The sequence below is a fragment of the Pseudomonas sp. genome (assembly GCF_033723075.1).
GTDB lineage: Bacteria > Pseudomonadota > Gammaproteobacteria > Pseudomonadales > Pseudomonadaceae > Aquipseudomonas.
Genome location: NZ_JAWVXU010000016.1, coordinates 27,976 through 45,470 on the forward strand (window position 1 = coordinate 27,976; position 17,495 = coordinate 45,470).

At 61.4% G+C, this 17,495-nt stretch carries 15 protein-coding genes; all 15 read right to left on the minus strand.

Annotation, left to right across the window (positions count from 1 at the left end; translation table 11 throughout):
• Window positions 1-3: 3 nt before the first annotated feature.
• Window positions 4-486: a type VI secretion system lipoprotein TssJ gene (gene tssJ, locus R3355_RS18115; RefSeq protein WP_318962471.1), complete on the minus strand. Its 483-nt coding sequence runs from the start codon at window positions 484-486 to the stop codon at window positions 4-6.
• A gap of 5 nt (window positions 487-491) precedes the next feature.
• Window positions 492-1,688, minus strand: coding sequence for a type VI secretion system-associated FHA domain protein TagH (gene tagH, locus R3355_RS18120; RefSeq protein WP_318962472.1), 1,197 nt, complete (start codon window positions 1,686-1,688; stop codon window positions 492-494).
• Between the two features lie 19 nt (window positions 1,689-1,707).
• Window positions 1,708-1,839, minus strand: coding sequence for a type VI secretion protein (locus tag R3355_RS18125; protein ID WP_318962474.1), 132 nt, complete (start codon window positions 1,837-1,839; stop codon window positions 1,708-1,710).
• Between the two features lie 190 nt (window positions 1,840-2,029).
• Window positions 2,030-3,010 carry a formylglycine-generating enzyme family protein gene (locus R3355_RS18130; RefSeq protein WP_318962475.1) on the minus strand — a complete coding sequence of 327 codons (981 nt, stop codon included), beginning with the start codon at window positions 3,008-3,010 and terminating at the stop codon, window positions 2,030-2,032.
• On the minus strand, window positions 3,003-5,066 hold the full coding sequence (locus R3355_RS18135; protein WP_318962476.1) for a LysM domain-containing protein: 2,064 nt from the start codon (window positions 5,064-5,066) through the stop codon (window positions 3,003-3,005). Before R3355_RS18135 ends, R3355_RS18130 begins: the two co-directional genes overlap by 8 nt.
• 13 nt (window positions 5,067-5,079) lie before the next feature.
• On the minus strand, window positions 5,080-5,931 hold the full coding sequence (locus R3355_RS18140) for a DUF4123 domain-containing protein (protein ID WP_318962477.1): 852 nt from the start codon (window positions 5,929-5,931) through the stop codon (window positions 5,080-5,082).
• Window positions 5,904-8,003, minus strand: a complete 2,100-nt coding sequence (locus R3355_RS18145; protein ID WP_318962478.1) for a type VI secretion system tip protein VgrG — start codon at window positions 8,001-8,003, stop codon at window positions 5,904-5,906. Before R3355_RS18145 ends, R3355_RS18140 begins: the two co-directional genes overlap by 28 nt.
• Before the next feature lie 17 nt (window positions 8,004-8,020).
• On the minus strand, window positions 8,021-9,532 hold the full coding sequence (locus R3355_RS18150) for a sigma-54 interaction domain-containing protein (RefSeq protein ID WP_318962567.1): 1,512 nt from the start codon (window positions 9,530-9,532) through the stop codon (window positions 8,021-8,023).
• 10 nt (window positions 9,533-9,542) lie between these two features.
• The gene (tssH, locus tag R3355_RS18155; protein WP_318962479.1) at window positions 9,543-12,140 is read right to left on the minus strand and encodes a type VI secretion system ATPase TssH; all 2,598 of its coding nucleotides are present in this window, start codon (window positions 12,138-12,140) and stop codon (window positions 9,543-9,545) included.
• A 14-nt stretch (window positions 12,141-12,154) separates the two neighbouring features.
• A complete protein-coding gene (tssG, locus tag R3355_RS18160; RefSeq protein ID WP_318947992.1) occupies window positions 12,155-13,162 on the minus strand; it encodes a type VI secretion system baseplate subunit TssG in 1,008 nt (335 codons plus the stop codon).
• Window positions 13,126-14,916: a type VI secretion system baseplate subunit TssF gene (tssF, locus tag R3355_RS18165; RefSeq protein WP_318962480.1), complete on the minus strand. Its 1,791-nt coding sequence runs from the start codon at window positions 14,914-14,916 to the stop codon at window positions 13,126-13,128. The genes tssG and tssF overlap by 37 nt, the downstream gene beginning before the upstream one ends.
• A gap of 13 nt (window positions 14,917-14,929) precedes the next feature.
• Window positions 14,930-15,334, minus strand: a complete 405-nt coding sequence (locus R3355_RS18170) for a carboxypeptidase-like regulatory domain-containing protein (protein ID WP_318962481.1) — start codon at window positions 15,332-15,334, stop codon at window positions 14,930-14,932.
• A 95-nt stretch (window positions 15,335-15,429) separates the two neighbouring features.
• A complete protein-coding gene (locus R3355_RS18175; RefSeq protein WP_318962482.1) occupies window positions 15,430-16,062 on the minus strand; it encodes a hypothetical protein in 633 nt (210 codons plus the stop codon).
• Between the two features lie 10 nt (window positions 16,063-16,072).
• Window positions 16,073-16,963 (minus strand): glycine zipper family protein, encoded by an 891-nt coding sequence (locus R3355_RS18180; RefSeq protein WP_318962483.1) that lies wholly within the window; start codon window positions 16,961-16,963, stop codon window positions 16,073-16,075.
• Window positions 16,960-17,487 carry a PAAR domain-containing protein gene (locus R3355_RS18185; RefSeq protein WP_318962485.1) on the minus strand — a complete coding sequence of 176 codons (528 nt, stop codon included), beginning with the start codon at window positions 17,485-17,487 and terminating at the stop codon, window positions 16,960-16,962. The genes R3355_RS18180 and R3355_RS18185 overlap by 4 nt, the downstream gene beginning before the upstream one ends.
• Window positions 17,488-17,495: the final 8 nt, after the last annotated feature.

Below are 17,495 nucleotides of genomic sequence, written 5' to 3' on the forward strand. Positions count from 1 at the left end.
GGCTTATTTCCCTTCCTTGGCGTTGTCGTCCAGCGCCTTGATGCCCTGGGCATCGAGTACCAGCTCGCTGCTGTTGCGCGCCTGTTCCTGCAGCGGGATCACCACGCGCCAGTTGCTTTCCGGCAGGTCGCGGTAGGCGGCCAGCACGCCGACGTAGCGGCTGCCTTGCTGCACCGACAGCTTCATTTCGCGGTGCTCGCCCGGGCGCAGCTCGAATTCTTCGAGGGTGACCATATCCGGCGCCAGGGCTTCTTTCGGTCGCTGATAGAGCGAGAAGAAATCGGCGCTTTCGAAGGCTACCGGGTGCTTGAGTTCGATCAGGCGCAGGACGATCGGCGAGGGCCGGCCATTGAGGTCCGGGTTGAGCTGTTCGCTGCCGCGGATGCTCAGGTCGAGCTTGGTCATCGCGGAATACGGCGACAGCGCCGAGCAGCCGCCGAGGGCCAGTAACGCGGCCAGCAGGGCCAGGGGGAAAAAGCGATGCATGGGGATCATCCTTGAGCGTCGTTGTTGAGGGTGGCGATCAGGCGAACCTGTTCTTCGTAGGTGTTGGCGAAGTCGCGGGCGAACAGACGGTCGCTCCAGTCGTCGTTCTGCTCCAGCGCACTGTGCAGGCGACGGTAAGCGCGCCAGCGACTGCCGGCGGTGGCGATCAACGGCTTGCGCCCTTCGCGTTCGAAACGCAGGCTCAGTTGCTCCGGCGACAGTTGCTCGAACATGCCCTTGACCGCCGCGCGGCTGGCGGCGAGTAGCGCCACCTGGTGCGCCTGCAGGTCGCGGAAGCTGCGGCTGATGGTCTGCTCAGCGGACAGCGCGCCGGGCTTGCCGCCGCGTAGCAGGGCGGTCAACGCTTCGCTGCTGTCGGCGGTGTGCTTGAGCGGGTTGTTGCCGGCGCTGTGCACCGTGGTCAGGGCCAGGCGCAGCTCGTTCTTCAGCTCGCTGCGGGTGCGCAGGCTCTGTTGCAGGCTGCCGACGCTCTGCTTGAGCAGCTTGGCGGCATGCAGCGCCAGGGCTTCACGGCCGTCGTCGTCGAGGTCGTCGAGCTTGACCCCGAGGGCCTCGCCGAATTTTTCCCAGAAGGTTGGCGGCAAGCGTACCGGCTCCGGTGCGCGCTTGGGTTGCGCTGCCGGCGTCGGCATCACCAGCTCGGGTACCTGCAGGTTTTCCTCGTCGATCTGCGCGTAATCGCGCTGCTGCGCCTGCACCGTATGCGGGCGGATGATCGCGGTCAGGTCGTCGACCTCGGCGTACACCCGCTCCTGCTGTTCGAGGGCGGTCAGCGGGTCGAGGTCGAGGAAGGCGTCGTCCGGGATGATGCTGCCGGCCGCCTGCGCGCGACCGATCTCACCGGCGAACAGCGCCGGATCCTGAATCAGCCGCGCGCGAATCTCGAACTCGCCGAAGCAGTACACGCTGCCGTGCTCGATGCGTTGCGCCTGGCCCTTGCGCAGGCTGGCGCCACTGTCTTTCAGCTGAATGCCGTTGCTGCTGGTGTCGGTCATAAAGAAGGAGCCATCGCGGTAGCTCACCTCGGCATGCCGGCTGGACAGCACGCGCTTGCGATCCGGAATCACCCAGTCGCATTCCTCCGCCCGACCAATGATGCCGCCGGCTTGCTTGAAGGTTTTGGTGGTCAATAGACCCGGCACGAACTGCTGTGCACTGACCACATCGAAGACCAGTTCCATGGTTGTTAACTCCTTGCGGTCAGTTGCCGCGTTGCACTGCTTGCGGTTCGCCCAGGGGGCGGTATTGATCGTCGCTGTACTTGTAGTTGCCGGTGCAGCCGGTGAGGGCTAGGGCGGCTAGCAGGGCGAGGGTGTAATAGCGTTTTTGCATGTGGATTTCCTCCTTGAACGGGTGAATCGAAGTAGTCATCACCAGCGTGCCGGCTAAATGACACCTGGGGCCGGGTATTGGAGTTCAATACAGGGCTCTTCAGGGGCGATCGGCTTCATGAAACGACCCTCCAGAATCCCCGAAACGAGAACCAGAGCGACAGAGCTTCGGACGTAATTGGCTGTTGGCGTCATTCGGGAATCTTCAACGCCACGGGAGTAGGGCTGTTGACTGCACAGCGGAAGCCATTTCTGACTAGGTGTCCCATATCCAATATTTCTGGGCGTCCGTAGTGCGTGAAGCTGAATGCCAAACCACTAACGCCCAGGCTTCGTACAATTTTCTCGGTACCTTTGGCCGGGCCTTGGGGGTCGGTAATTTCCGGGTGCTCGCGGTAGTAGGTGGGCGAGTACCAGTCGTTGACCCACTCCTTGGCGTTTTCGCCCATGTCATAGAGGCCGAGGGGGTTTGGTGGCAGTTGCGTGCCGACAGGGGCGCCAAACCTGTCCAGACGCTCATAGTAAGGGTCGCCGTACTCAACTGGTTTGCCGTCGTGGGTGGCGTACAGCCATTTTTCTCCACGATTACGAGCCGCATATTCGAACTGCGCGTCTGTGGGGAGATCGAAGGGCTGACCGGTCAGTTCGCCCAGCCATAGGCAATAGTCCTTGGCGTCTTGCCAGCGATCCATAGCCGGCTTCTTGATATACCACGCATCTTCAGGGTCTTGCTCGTAGGGACTCCGCTCTTTTTCTTCAAGTAAAATCCCTTCTCCCGGACTTGTCGCACGCAGGATAATAGGGCGGCCAGTGGCCAACAGAAAGGTGTCGTATTCCTCCCAAGTGGTCTCATACTTCCCTAAGGTGTAACTGCTTAGGCTTACTTGATGAGCCTTGTCTTCTTCTGCCGCTGGGGGGAAGTAAGGTCTCCAGACACCATCGTCACCGACGGCACCCCAGTCGCCCATGGTAAAAGTTCCCCCCTCAATAAAGGTTTGGTTGGCCAGTGTTTTGCGGAGTATTTCTCGTACCCTTTGCCGGGTTTCGTAATTTGCATTTGGCAGTTTTGCCGCCAATTGCTGGTCGAACTCATCTTTTGGTGGCGGATCAGCTGCCTGACAACCGGCCAATAGCAGAGTCAGTAGGTAGACTGCCGGTTTAAATTTACGCATAACGAATTCCACTGAGCTCAATATGCCGAGCAATCTGTACTGGTTGATTGGCCACGGGTTTGGTGGGTTTTAAGCGTGTCTCAATCGGCCCGATCAGACGACCTTTATATGGACGCATAAAGTCGTCAATACGCTGGCGATTTGCGTTGAAATTTCCTTTCTTGCCTTTGGTATTCATTCTGGTAACGGTTTCTTCATAATCGCGCCAGCTCTGACTGCTTTCCAGTAGAGTCAGAATGGCACTTTCGCGGGAGTTGGCGCCAAAGGTGTAGCGGTCTAGAGGCGTAAATCCGTAGTCGTAGCAGACGATATCCAGCAAACGTCCCTTTACCTCAGGCGGAGCGTGGCGTAACCAGCTGGTTTTTCCCTGTTGGGCGTCACGTAAAATATTGTCAGCGGTTTTTATAGCTAGTGTTTCACGGTCGATAGAATTTTTATGAGACTTTATAAAGTCGGTAATAGCCGCTGCAAGTTCATCAGCAGCTTTCGTGCCGAGCACAATGATTGCCGCATTAACAGGCGACCCCATTAGCAAGCTATGAACGGCGAAGTCGCACAGATGCTCAAAAGCATTTCCTTCGATGCTTTCTACATGGCGGAAATCCACTTCCAGCAAGGCGTTATAAACGCAGTGCAGCATGGTGACGAACTCACCAACATCGACCTCGGCCCCCAGTTCGCCGGAAGCCCCGGCTCCAGCCACCAGTCCGGCATGCACATTGAAATAGAATTTTCCTGACGTGGGGCTCCATTTAAGCAGTAGACGAGCTTCTGCCCCGAGGCCCAAGGCAGCCCCTGCTCCCACACCCAGAGTACAGATGGCATTCCACTCTGCGTTGCTGGCGAGGGTGTCCTGCCATTCGACGCTGCCTTCCAGTTTGCCATCGGCGCGGACACCGGCGAAGGCACTGGCTTCGAGCTTGGCGGGGCCTTCGGCGGTTTTCTGATATTCTTCGCCGCCGACGCCCTTCAGGCGCGGAATGCCGCTTTCCATGTCGATCTGTACATCGGCGGCCAGCAAGGCACTGGCGCCGGCGAAACCAGCAATTTCCAGCTCTACCTTGCAGCGAAACTTGCCAAGGGATGACTCTTGTTCCTGGCCGTTATCGTCTAGGTAGATGATTTTCCATTCGCTGTGTTCTTCCGCCGGCCAAGCGGTGCTCATGCTGCCCTTGGCTTCTACTAGGCTGGCGCTGGTGCTGGCCTGGGCGGCGATATGGGCGTTGCGCTCCAGAGGGTCGAAGCCGGAGCTCATGCTGGCGCCGATGGCGAAGCGCAGGGCCTGGGCTTCGGCCCCCACGGTGATGGGGTCCATGCCGTCGATGGGCCGCCAGCTGGCCGGGTCACTTTGCCATTCGAGCAGGCACCAGTCGGCGAACGCCTCGGAGATCGTCCAGGAAGCTTTGAGTTCGGGACTTTTCAGATCGTCAGCAATGGCACCGAGCATTTTTTCTGTATCGAGCTTGCCGCTTGCCGGGTCGTACCAGCCTTGGCGGCTGGCTTCATCCTGCGATTTGATGGCGTAGCTGCGATGGCGTTTGACCGGTTGCCAGAAATCGTCGCGGCGCACGTAGCTGTAATGCTTGTTGCCCTTTAGGCGACGGATTTCGGTCAGGCGGAACGGCTCACTGGGTTTGGCCTCGTCGATCACCCGCTCTTTTTCAAGCAAGGAAATAAAGACGGTTTTATGTTCGCGAACAGCCTCGGCAGTACCTTCCAGTCCGGCGTAAAACTGCGCGATCAGTTGTTCGAGGCGCGCTTCTTCTTGTTGAAAGGCACGCTGCATTTCCGCCGTTAGTGGGATGAATAGCTTCTCATTGGCCTGGTGCACCAAGTCGACATATTTGTCGGCGCACTCGCTGCAATCAGCGACCTGACCCACGTTGCGGGTCTGCCGTTGTTGGACTTGTTCACCTGGGAGACGAATGACCTGCTTGGGCGTAATACGGTCGGCATTCTCTATCTGCGGGTTGAGGCGCATAAGGGTGGCGACCGTGGTGTTGTGGCTGCGGGCGATCATGCCCAGGGTATCCCCGGCCTTTACCAGATAATCCATATCCAAATCTCCTTTATGCCAAGCCGAACAAGCGGCTCTCCGCTTGTTCCAGGCGTGTGTCCGCGGTCAGACTGCGGTCATTCAACAGGCTTTTCAATTCGGCTGCAGTGATGTCCTCTGGAAAGCGCCAGGCCAGCTCGAGGTAGTGCGTGCACTGGTACTCTTGGTCGAAACCTAGAATGCGCGCCTGTTGGACTAGCGTTGCCATGCGCTCACGGGCGGCAACGCCTTCGGGAACCGTTGGCCGTGGGCAGTCGAAGTGGACTGCCATGCGCTCGATAAAGCGCTGTTTTTCATCTGTCTGTAGCAGGTCGAGCTGGTCCTGGCGCAAGCAGAACCAGCCGTCATCATCCGCCAGGCGCTGCTGCCCTTTGTTGCTTGCACCCAGGCTCAGCCAGGTGCTCTGGTCATAGGCAAACCAGCGCTGTACTGGGCCAGAAAACGCTGAAAATTCCCCCTCGGTAAAGTTGCTCAGGAGGCGGTTCAGCCAGCTGGGTGCATAAAAGCGGCAATAAGCGAGCTGTCCGGATGGCAAGCGCATACTGATCAGGCTGCGCAGATGCCCGGCGAGCACGTGAATATCGGCATCGCTCTGGATGACGATGCCGCAATGGCGCCATTTATCTTCAACAGCCCAAAGGCCGCTGCCAGATGAGGGCTGGACAAGACATGGACTGACCTCAATCGCACTGCTGTGACGAGTACCGGCATAGAGCTGCTGCAATGTTGGGTTGTGGTCATGCGTGTAGGCAAACGTGGGCACCTCCAGCAGTGCGCCGTCCAAAAGGATATAAAACTGTTCGTTGTCTACAGGTAGCTGCTCGTGCCGCGCTGCATTCAAATAGTCTGGCTGTTCTTGCCACATGGGCAGGTCTCCAAGGGGCAAGTTCCGCTAGGTTGTTGATGGCACTGGGCGCTCAGCAATAAGTCGTCTTTGGCGATGGAGCGCAGGCGCATAGGGCTGTTGGCCAACGCCAGTTGCGGCTTCTCGCCCGCCTTATCCTTATCCGCCGCCCACGGAATCACCGGCGGCAGAATGCCGATCCCCGTGCCTTTGCCCGGCGCTCCGCCGGAGTTCATCTTGATCGTTGCGCCGCTGAGGGTGACGCCGCCGGGGTCGAGTTTGAGGAAGCTGCCGCCGCCTGCCGCAGTGAGTTCCATGCCGGCGTCGATCACCACTTTGCTGCCGGCGTAGTAGTGGATTTCGCTGCCGGCTTCGACGAATTGGCCGACGCCGACTTTTACGTGTTGGGTGGTGGCGACGGTCAGGTGGTCGTTGCTACGCGCTTCCACTTTGCGGTCGGCGTGGGTGGTGCGGTGTTCTTCAACCTGGAATTCGCTGTAGCTGTTGGCTTCCACCGTGTCGTGACGCTGGTTGCCGACGCGGATCTTCTGGTCGTGCTCGATGTTTTCATCCCAGTCGCGCTCGGCGTGCAGGTAGATCTGCTCCTCGCCTTTCTTGTCCTCTATGCGCAGTTCGTTGTAACCGCCGCCGCCGGGGCTGCTCAGAGTTTTGAAGACCGAGCGGGTCTTGTTGGCCGGCAGTGGATAGGGCACCAGGTGTTCGGCGTGGTACAGGCAGCCGGTGACTAGCGGCTGATCGGGGTCGCCTTCGAGGAAGGTCACCAGCACTTCCATGCCGACTCGCGGGATGGCGATGCCGCCGTAACGGTCGCCGGCCCAGCTGGAGGCGACGCGCAGCCAGCAGCTGGTTTTGTCGTTGCCCTGGCCTTCGCGATCCCAGTGAAATTGCACCTTTACCCGGCCGTACTCATCGCAGTGAATTTCTTCGCCGGCGGGGCCGGTGACCACGGCGGTCTGGCTGCCGAGCACCTTGGGTTTCGGGTGGTTAAGCGGCGGGCGATGCAGTACATCCCAGGGCGTGGCGCTGAAGCGGTTGCGGTAGCCCTGTTGGAAGCCGTCGCTGACCTGGGTGTGGCTGGTGACGGACTCTTCCAGCACCTGGGGTTGCTTACCCTGATGGAAGATTTCGCTCAGCAGCCAGAGTTGGTTCCACTCCTCGCGCGGGTGGGCGCCGAGGTTGAGGTAGTGGCCGCTGACCAGCAACGGTTGGTCGCTTTCACCAGTGGCCAGTTCGTAGTCGCTGCGGTGGCGTTCCAGGGCGCGTTTGCTCAGGTGCTTGCCGCGCTCGCGCTCGACGAAACGGCCTGGGTAGTCGTAGTCCTCGAGGTCGAGGCTGAACTCGCTGTTGAATGCCGCTTCCATCAGCAGGCGCGGTTTTTCTAAGTCGTAGTCGCGGCGGGTGACGCGGTTGGTGCGGGTCTCCAGGCGCAGGGCGAAGCGCTTGACCACAGGTTCGTCGGCAACCAGGCCGCTGTCCTGCTGGTAGGCGGTGGCCGGCAGTTTCGGGAACACCGTCTGGTCGTCGCCGAAGACCAGCACATGGCCCTGCTCGCTGTGCTGGAAGTGGTAGTGAATCCCTTCTTCCTCGCACAGACGCTGAATAAAGTGCAGGTCCGACTCGTCGTACTGCACGCAGTATTCGCGTTCTGGGTAGACGGTCGGGCCGAACTGGAAGGCGTAGGCGTTGTTCTGGATGCCGTGTTCTTCCAGTACCTGGCTGATGATCTTTTCCACCCTGAGGTGCTGGAAAATGCGCTGATTCACGCGGTGCGCCAGGTAGACCAGCTGCGGGCGCAGGGTGACGTGGTAACGGTGCAGGCGTTTGCCGGACTCGCCCTGGGCGACGCGATAGACCAGGCCATGGATACCGTTGCCGCCGGGCGCGAAGGCGAGAAACGCCGGCTGGTGCAACAGGCTTTCCAGGTCGATATCCGGGCGCTCGCTGACCAGTTCCAGCTCGAAGGCGAACGGCTGGCTGATCGCTTCGCGGCCGCTGAATTCGAGGACCTGCAGATCGTGCGCGAGGCCTTCGATACTCAGGCTGAAATGGGTCTGGTTGGCTGAATCGAACATGCTCTTCTCCTTAAGCCTTAAACATCAGCCGGGCTGATATTCAGCCGCTGCATGCGGTACAGCAGGGTGCGCCGGGGCAGGCCCAGTTCGCCGGCGGCGCTGGTCTGGTTGCCGCGGTTCTTGCGCAGGCAGTCGAGCAGCAGGCTGCGTTCGACTCGCTCCATGCGTTCGCGCAGGTTCATGCCGGTGTCGTCCGCGTTGTGGTCCTGACGCAGGTTGAAATGCGCGGGCAGCAGTTCGCCGCCTTCGCAGAGTAATACGGCGCGCTCGACCACCCCTTTGAGTTCGCGCACATTACCGGGAAAGGCATAGCCGCTGAGGTGTTCCAGGGTGCTCTCGGCCCAGCGGCAGGGGTCGCGCTGGAGCAGGGCGCTGGCCTTGTCGGCGAAATGCCGGGCCAGGGTCAGGATGTCCTGATCGCGCTCGCGCAAGGGCGGCAGCTCGATGGGAAATTGCGCCAGGCGATAGAACAGGTCTTCGCGGAAACGCCCCGCTTCCACCTGTTCACGCAGCGCGCAATGGGTCGCAGCGACGATGCGCACATCGACGGTGTGGGTTTCGTTGCAGCCCAGGGGGCGGACTTCGCCTTCCTGCAGCACGCGCAACAGCTTGGCCTGCAGGGCCAGGGGCATGTCGCCGATCTCGTCGAGGAACAGGGTGCCGCCATCGGCCGCATCGAACAGGCCCTGATGGTCGCGGTCGGCGCCGGTAAAGGCGCCTTTGCGATAGCCGAACAGCTCGCTCTCCAGCAGATTTTCCGGCAGCGAGGCGCAGTTTTGCACGACGAAGGCCTGGCTGCGGCGGAAGCCGCAATCGTGGATGGCGCGGGCCACCAGTTCCTTGCCGGTGCCGGTTTCACCGGTCAGTAGCACGCTGACCGGGTTGTGCAGCACCTTGCCGATCATCTGATACAGCTCGCGCATCGGCGCGCTGTCGCCGATCAGGCCGTAGCCGCTGGCGCAGGCCGCGACTATGCCGCTGACCGGCAGATCCACACGGGGCGCGCGCAGGCGTTGCAGCAGGTGCAGCTGGGCGATGACGAAGCCGCCGAGATGCCCCAGCGAACCGGCGAAACCTTGCAGGTCGCCGCTGATCTGGCTGGCGATCAATAGCAGGCCGTTGACCCGCTTCTGCTCGTCGAGCAGCGGCAGGCACAGCAGGCTGCGCCAGGACTGGCTCACTTCCGGCAGGAAGCCGATCTGGTGCAGGCTGCCGTCCAGTTCGTCGAGGCTCAGCACCTGGTTCTGGCACAGGCAATATTGCAGTAGCTGCTCGCCGTTGTAGTCACTGGGGAGGCTGGCCTCTGCACGGGGTTGCAGCAGGCCGTTCTGCCATTCGGCGCACAGGGTCAGGCGAGTATGGGTCTCGTCGAGCAGGTACAACTGGCTCAACGCACAGCCAGAAAGCTGCGCCGCGGCCTCGACCAGGCCGCCGAGCAGGGCATCGCCACTGGCCTCCCGCGCCAGGCCGGCGAAGCGTTCGAGCAGTGCTTCGGCGTAGCGCAGCGGCTGCGGCACCTGGTGGAACATCGGCGAGACCTTAAGCGAACTCACAGACCACCGTTCCTTCGCCGTCGAGGGTGGCGTGCACGCGCTGCAGGGTTTCACCGTTGGCCATGGCGGCCAGCAGGCGGTCGACCACCAGCGGTTGCAGGTGTTGGTCGATCAGGTGATCGATCAGGCGCGCACCGCTGTCGCTGTGACTGCAGCGTTCGGCGAGGTTTTCCAGCAGGGCCGGGCAATGGCTGAACTGCAACTGGCGACGGGCCAGGCGTTCGCCGAAGCGCGCGAGCTTGAGACCGACCAGCTCGTTGAGCACCTCGCCATCGATCGGGTAGTAGGGCACCACGCGCATACGACCGAGCAGCGCCGGCTTGAAGTGCTGCGACAGGGTCGGGCGAATCGCCTGTTCCAGGTCTTGCGCGTTCGGACGCTGGCCGCCCTGGCAGAGGCTGGCGATGCGCTCGCTGGCGAGGTTGCTGGTCATCAGGATCAGTGTGTTGCGGAAGTTGATCTCGCGCCCTTCGCCGTCGTTGGCCACGCCCTTGTCGAAGATCTGATAGAAGATGTTCATCACGTCCGGGTCGGCTTTTTCCACTTCATCGAGCAGGATCACCGAGTAGGGCTTCTGGCGTACTGCCTCGGTGAGCATGCCGCCCTCGCCGTAACCGACATAGCCGGGCGGCGCGCCGATCAGTCGCGAGACGCTGTGCTTTTCCTGGAACTCGGACATGTTGATGGTGGTGAGGAAACGCTCGCCGCCATACAGCAGGTCGGCCAGGGCCAGGGCGGTTTCGGTCTTGCCGACGCCGCTGGGGCCGACCAGCAGGAACACCCCGACCGGCGCATCGGCGCGGTTGAGGCCGGCAGCGGTGGCGCGCATCGAACGGTCCAGGGCCTCGATCGCCTGTTCCTGGCCGCGCAGACGCAAGCGCAGGTCGCTGGCGAAGCTCAGCACCTTGCTGTTGTGTTCGCGGGCCAGCTGGCTCAGCGGCACGCCCGTCCAGTGGCTGATCACTTCGGCGACCAGGCGCGGGCAGACTTCGAAGCTGACCAGGCGCTCGTTGGCCTGGGCTGCGGCCAGTTCGGCCTGCACTTCGCGCAGTTCGGCTTCCAGTTGTTGCAGCTCTGCCGCTTGCTCGGGGCTTTCTCCAATGCTCGCTGCACGCGCGCTGGCGCACTGCTTGCGTAGTTCGAGCAGGCGGGTGGCCAGCTCGCGCTGGATAGCCCAGCGGGTTTCGATCTGCTCCAGCTCGGCGCGGGCTTCGCTCAGACGCTGTTCGAGTTGCTCGAGGGCGTCGCTATCGATGTTCAGGCCTGCGTCCAGGTCGCGGCCCATGGCCTCGCCCTGGCGTTCGCCTTCGGCGATTTCGCCACGCAGGCGCTCCAGCGCTTCCGGCGCGGCGGCCAGGCTGATGCGCACCCGGGCGCAGGCGGTGTCCAGCACATCGACGGCTTTATCGGGCAATTGGCGGCCAGCGAGGTAGCGCGCGGACAGCTCGGCGGCGGCGACCACGGCGTCGTCGCGCAGGTAGATACCATGGCTCTTCTCGTACACCGGGGCCAGGCCGCGGAGGATGGTCACCGCTTCGTCGACGGTGGGTTCGAGCAGCTGAACCGGTTGGAAGCGGCGGGCCAGGGCCGGGTCTTTCTCGAAGTACTTCTTGTATTCGCTCCAGGTGGTGGCGGCGATGGTGCGCAGCTCGCCACGGGCCAGGGCCGGCTTGAGCAGGTTGGCCGCGTCGCCGCCACCGGCCTGACCGCCGGCACCGATCAGGGTGTGGGCTTCGTCGATAAACAGGATGATCGGCTTGGGCGAGCCCTTCACTTCATCGATCACGCCCTGCAGGCGTCGTTCGAATTCGCCTTTGACGCTGGCACCGGCCTGCAGCAGGCCGAGGTCCAGGCACAGCAGCTCGACGCCCTTGAGCGCGTCCGGCACTTCGCCCGCGGCGATGCGCAGGGCCAGGCCTTCGACGATGGCGGTCTTGCCGACGCCGGCTTCGCCGACCACGATCGGGTTGCTTTTACGCCGGCGGGCGAGGATGTCGATCATCTGGCGGATCGCCGCGTCGCGGCACAGCACCGGGTCGAGTTTGCCGTCGCGGGCTTGCTGGGTGAAGTTGTGGGTAAAACGCGAGAGGTTGGATTCGCCGCCAGCCGCAGGTTTCCCCGCGGCGGGTTGCGCTTGCTGGGCCATGGCGAAATCGCGCAGGCGCTCGGGATTCAGCTTGCTCAGCAGCGCCTGGTAATGGCTGCCGGCGTAACGCAGCGGGTTGCGCAGCAGGGCGAGGATCAGCGCCGCCTGGTCGACCTGGTTCTGGCCGAGTTCCAGGTTGGCGACCAGCAGGGCGTCCTGCAGCCATTGCACCAGCTCGGTGGAGAACACCGGGTTGCGCGACTCGTTGTGCTCGCCGCGTGGTTGCAGCGCGCGGGCCAGCTCGCCGGCGTCGACTTCGGCATCCTGCAGGGCGCGGCCGAGCAGGCCGTCCGGGCACTCGAGCAGGCCGAGCAGCAGGTCTTCGACCAGTATCTTGCTGCCGCCACGTACCACGCAGCGCTCGGCCGCGAGTTCCAGATCATTCTTGGTGGCGGCGTCGAGGGCCTGTACCAGCTGTTGCAGATCGACGTTGATCATTGCTCTCTCTTTCCCTAGTGAGTTTTGCTGCCGAGGGTGACCACGCCGTCGGCGTTATCGCGCCCGAGCCAGGTGGTCCAGCCCAGCAGGCAGGGGTTGTCGGCGCCGAGGCGCAGTTCGCGAATTTCGTCCTGGCGCAGTTCCAGGCGTATGTCGTAATCCAGCGGGTCGCGCAGGGTGAAGCGCACCAGCGCGCACAGCGGCTGATAGCCGTTGCCGGTCGGCAGGAATTCGTGGAAGCGCTCCCAGTTGAGCTGCTGCACATGGATGCGGAATTTGCCGCCGCGATCGCGCACGAACTCGCCGAGCACCAGGCTTTCGCCCAGTTGGCTATTGGCCAGGCCGAGGCGGTTGCGCTGCTCGCCGAGAATCTCGACCTGGCGTTCCAGGCATTGTTCGATAAACAACTCGGCGTGCTTGAAGTAGTAACGCAGCACCGACTCGATCAGCGCCGCCGAATGGGCGCGCAAACTGAGCAGGCCGAGGTAGGGCAGCAGGCGCTTCCAGTTCAGCTCCGAGGCGGCGCGGATCTGCGCACCGCCGAGACCGATCAGGGCGAACAGCTGCTCGGAGAAGGGGTCTAGCGCACCGCTCTGGAAGCGTGCGTGGTAGCGGTACTTCTGCCGGATAGGCAGCAGCAGGCGCTGCAGGCGGTTATTGAACAGGTCGAGGAAATCCCGCGTGGGGTTGCCGTCGACGCTGTCGCCCAGGGCCTGCTCGCCATAGAAGGCCGGCAACGGCGAGCCGGCGCCGAACAGGCTGACCAGGTTGATGCGCAGGCGCGCGCGCAGTTCGCCGTGCTCCTCGAAGAACTGCACGCGATCGATATCGCTGCCGGGAAAGCCCAGACTCGGATTGGCCTGCAGTTCCAGGCGCTGATACAGCGCCTCCTCATCCAGTTCGGGATGGGCGGCCTGCAAGCGATCCAGCACCAGCTGCACACCCTGGAACAGGCTGTATTCGCGGATGCCCCGGCTCAAGCGGCTTAGAGCAGGGGCTGTTGCCCCATGCGCGGCGTCCATTGGTACACCTCTCCCTGTGTGCTCTGTACGCGCAGCTCGTGGTACGAGTTCAAGCTGGCATACAGGGCGAAAAATTCATTGAGTACGGTGGCGAAGAGAAACAGATCGCCCTCACCGACATAGCCCTCGGGGTTCATGGTCAACTGGGTGCGCACGCCGCGCACCGGTAGGCCGCGGTGCAGGCGGTCGACGTGCTGGTGGCTGATGCTTTTCAGGCCATTGAGCAAACGCTTGCTGACCTTCTCCGCATGCTGGTCGTAATAGCGCGGCAGATCGTAGGTCTCGAGGATCACCTTGAGCGCTTCGACGTTGGCCAGCGACAGGTAGTTCAGCGACATGTTGCTGATCAGCTTCCAGAGGAAATCGCGGTGCAGCGGCGGCGCGTAGCTGGGCGTCACCGCGCTGATATTGCGGAAGGTGAGGAACTCCGGGGTGTCTTCGCTGGGCAGGCAGATATCGCCCAGGCCCAGTTGACGAGGCAGATTCTGGTTGGTGCAGGTCAGTTCGATCGACAGCGTCTCGTGCTGATCGAGGTTGCGCAGGCCGAAGCTCAGGTAGGTCTCCAGGCCGTCGCCGAGCATCGAGGGCTGCTGGCGCACGCTGTAGTGCGGACGGGCATGGGGCACGTCGAAACTGGCGTCGTGTTCGAAGGACTCGAACGGCACGTATTCTTCGTAGCCCTTGCCGCCGGGCTTCCAGCCGGTGACGCGATCGACCGAGAACACCCCGCAGTGCTGCGAATCGAGCTCGGACGGCAGCAACAGGTACTGGTCCTGCTTGCCGTCCAGGCGGATCGGGATGGCGTCGTGGGCGAACAGATTGACCACCGGCGTGCAGTACAGGCGCACGTTATCCAGGGTCGGCCGGATGCGCTGCCCCCCGGCCTTGTGGATATCGAAGCGCAGCTCGATGCCGCGGGCCTGCTTGAGCAGATCCGCCGGCAGACGCTTGAGCGCATCCAGGCCCTTGAGGTCGACGAACAGGAACTTGTCCTGGAAGGCGAAGTATTCCTGCAGGTAGCGGTAGCCGCGGAAGGTATTCAGCGGATAGGGAATCAAGGCTTCGTCTTCGGCAAAGCCCACCGGTTGCACGTTGCTGGCGGGTAACTTCAAGGCCGCGACCGGCTGATCGAAAGCATCCACCAGCGGCTTGCCGGCGCCATCGAGCAGCACCAACTGGATGCCGCCCAGGTGATTCAGCAGGCTCAGGTAGAGCAACTGGCTGATATAACGCTCGCCGGCCAGGTGCAGGCGCAGTTGCTTGAGGTCGAGATCGCCCAGATGACCGTCGGCGCTCATCGCCAGACGCAGGCTGAGCAGCGCGCCGTCGCCCTTGACCGAGTAATCCAGGCCGGTGAGCGCCAACGGCAGCACTTCGGTGGCGAAGGCGGTGCGGAATCGACAGGTCACGCCCTGGATCGGCTTGGACTCCACCGGCGTATGGCGCGGCACCGGCAACGCCGGCCCGGGGCGCTGCAGAGGGTCGAACTGCAGCATGCTGAAGGCCGGCAGCGGACGCATATAGTTCGGCCACAGCAGGTGCATCAACGAATGGGTCAGCTCCGGCAGCTCGTCGTCGAGCTTCTGCCGCAAGCGCCCGGTAAGAAAGGCGAAACCCTCCAGCAGCCGCTCGACATCCGGGTCGCGCCCGCTCTGCCCAAGAAACGGCGCCAACGCCGGGCTGCGCTCGGCAAAGCGCTTGCCAAGCTGGCGCAGGGCGGTGAGTTCGCTCTGGTAGTAGTGGTTGAAAGACACTGACTGATTCCTTTCAGTACGTACCGTCACAGGCGGGGATACCTGACGCCGGAAGCGTCCTGTATTCACTGGAACTGTGCTTGGGAATGAGTGGAATATTGGCAAACGCAGGCATGGATTGACCTGAGCACCAACGCGTCGAACCCCAGGTGCAGTTACGGGCTTTATAGCCGGATGCCTCGATGGTCAGCGTGGTGGCGCAGAGTGGCGCATCTGCCAGCATGGCGATCAGGCGATAGTCCGAATGATCGGCAAAGGCAAAGCGCCCAGTCTTGTCACTGATGGTTCTGTAGGTTCGTGACATATCGCTGTAGATACGTAGCGTCACGTCGGCATCGGCAATTGGAGCACCGCTTTCGACCGACACCAGATTGCCCTCGACAGGCGGAGTGACCGGCACCGTATGCGGGTAGATCACGCAGGCGTTCAATAGCGAGCTGCACCCCAATATCGTGACGACCCTTGATAGGCCTCGATAGCGTAGATGCATATCCCTGCATGCTTCGCCGATCATCAAGGGGATACTTCCTGATTATTTATGCCATCGTGAAACTCGATGAACTCACGCCATTCCGCGGGACAGTCGAAACGGCCGAGGAAAGCGATTTGCTCTGATTTTTCGAGGCTGTTCCAGAACGGAGCCCAGTAGGTGTTCCACCAATACGCCATTTCGCCTTGAGGGCTGCCTAGCGACTCGGGGTCGACTTCTGGGAAAACTTCCCAGGGAGTGGGCGGCGCAAGATCTATCTGACGCAGTGCCGTGATGAGCTGCACGCTGTTAGTAATAAGGATCAGAGATACGTTGTTGAATTCGGTCTGTTCGCAGAGCGACACAGTCTTACCGGCCGGGTTGCGCAACGATAGGAATCGCGCTGATTGCTGCACTTCATGCCGGAAGTCTTCGTGCTCAATAACGTTGCGTAGTTCAGCCAAGCTGCTATCACGCGGCATCAGGCTCATATGGTAGGCAGCAAGCCCGAATGGTTCGAGTGTAGTGACCAAGGGAAAGCTTGAGGTTGAGGCTGATGCAGGCAGAGGCTCGACCGGGTACAGAGCGACCAATTCCTGAAGCTCATTTCGCACCGCAGTGGTATGGACGACGGAAGCATCCTTGCCTGCTTTAGCTTTTCTGAAGAATGGGAACATGTCTGTGCCTTCAATTCTCATAGATGTGGTCAGCCACCCAGTCCGCGCCAAAATAGCCAGCGGCGCCGAAAATGATGCCGCCGATCAGGCCTGTCGCAATAGCTCCCGGACCGCTTTCTATGCCTACCGCCGCACCGGCTACTCCACCTACCTTGAAGCCGGCCCATGCCATTCCCCAGCCGCCTGCTTGTCGAACCAACTCGGCGGAAATGGGTTTGGCACTACCAATTTCAATCGATTCTCGGCTGGCTTGAGTAAGGTCATAGGCGGTGAAAGCAACTCCTAGAACCTGAACCACGCGTGCAGACCTTACTAGAGCATTGGTCACACTGAGCGACTGCTGGTTGAACACGGCACTCGCCGGGACCTTCTTGCCGTCTATTAGTATTTCTTTATCTATTTCTCGGACATAACTCGCGATCTTGTCCACGCGCTTAGCCAGATGGGGGTGTTGCGCTTTGTACTGATTAAGATCGGCGAGTATTTCCTCAGTTGAAACGAGCCTGGCGCCCGCACGCTTAGCTTTTTCAATATCAATAAAAATGCTTCGGCCATCGAAACGAGGTGAGCCCTCAGGAAAGATTGAACTAGTAGAGAGGAATTGAGAGGAATTTTTCCCCATGACATGTTCAGCGATGCTCACTGATGCATTTGGATTTTTTGGCATCATTCCATACCGCTCAGGGCTTACTTCCGAAAGCGCCTGTAGCGGGGAAAGCTGCATATTGGCTAGGTAAGGGCTCTTAATTGATGCGTAGATTTTGCGCACCAAAAAACCGTCTTTGCCTACCTCTTCAACAACAATAAAGAAGAACGCACGGGCAGGCATAAGATAGCCAGGAACATCACTCACCGACCCAGGTTGTTCATTCGTTTCGGCGGTACATTGGAATTCGCTCATGCGCTGTCCCACTTTTCGAGGGCAGCCACACCAGTGGTTATCTCAAGCGTTTCCTTTGCTGCGGTGCGAATGCGCTGTGTTTGCCCTGCGCCATCTGAGAAGCCTTGATAAATATTCCCGGATTGGTCTTTGATGTGAAAAGGAACGTTGGCAAGTGGCTTTCCTTCACCATCGATGATACGAAATTGCTCATCGAACACTGCCGCGACGGTCATTGCCGAGGGCGCCGTAAACCCGGCCCCGCCCCCACTCATCCCAATAATCACCGTCCCGGAACCCGCCGTCACTGTATTGCCATGGCTACCCACGGTGCCGACGGTGGTTGCTGGCATGCCGTTGATCAGGACGGTGGGAATTACCGCGCTGGCCAGGGCGCCGCCGCAGGCCGAGGCGTCGCCCATGCGGGCGGCCGGCAGGCCGTCGAACAGCACGTTGGGCGAGCCGGCGGCGATCGGGTTGCTGCCGTGGCCGGGAATCGGGCAGGCGGTGGGATCGCCGAGGCGGGCGGCGGGTTTACCTGACATGGGGCTCT

Coding starts and splice junctions, on each gene's coding strand:
- tssG (WP_318947992.1), bottom strand. CDS start 13,162: ATGGACGCCGCGCATGGGGCAACAGCCCCTGCTCTAAGCCGCTTGAGC.
- R3355_RS18185 (WP_318962485.1), bottom strand. CDS start 17,487: ATGTCAGGTAAACCCGCCGCCCGCCTCGGCGATCCCACCGCCTGCCCG.
- R3355_RS18145 (WP_318962478.1), bottom strand. CDS start 8,003: ATGTTCGATTCAGCCAACCAGACCCATTTCAGCCTGAGTATCGAAGGC.
- R3355_RS18180 (WP_318962483.1), bottom strand. CDS start 16,963: ATGAGCGAATTCCAATGTACCGCCGAAACGAATGAACAACCTGGGTCG.
- R3355_RS18125 (WP_318962474.1), bottom strand. CDS start 1,839: ATGCAAAAACGCTATTACACCCTCGCCCTGCTAGCCGCCCTAGCCCTC.
- tssJ (WP_318962471.1), bottom strand. CDS start 486: ATGCATCGCTTTTTCCCCCTGGCCCTGCTGGCCGCGTTACTGGCCCTC.
- R3355_RS18175 (WP_318962482.1), bottom strand. CDS start 16,062: ATGTTCCCATTCTTCAGAAAAGCTAAAGCAGGCAAGGATGCTTCCGTC.
- tagH (WP_318962472.1), bottom strand. CDS start 1,688: ATGGAACTGGTCTTCGATGTGGTCAGTGCACAGCAGTTCGTGCCGGGT.
- R3355_RS18140 (WP_318962477.1), bottom strand. CDS start 5,931: ATGTGGCAAGAACAGCCAGACTATTTGAATGCAGCGCGGCACGAGCAG.
- tssH (WP_318962479.1), bottom strand. CDS start 12,140: ATGATCAACGTCGATCTGCAACAGCTGGTACAGGCCCTCGACGCCGCC.
- R3355_RS18130 (WP_318962475.1), bottom strand. CDS start 3,010: ATGCGTAAATTTAAACCGGCAGTCTACCTACTGACTCTGCTATTGGCC.
- R3355_RS18150 (WP_318962567.1), bottom strand. CDS start 9,532: ATGTTCCACCAGGTGCCGCAGCCGCTGCGCTACGCCGAAGCACTGCTC.
- R3355_RS18135 (WP_318962476.1), bottom strand. CDS start 5,066: ATGGATTATCTGGTAAAGGCCGGGGATACCCTGGGCATGATCGCCCGC.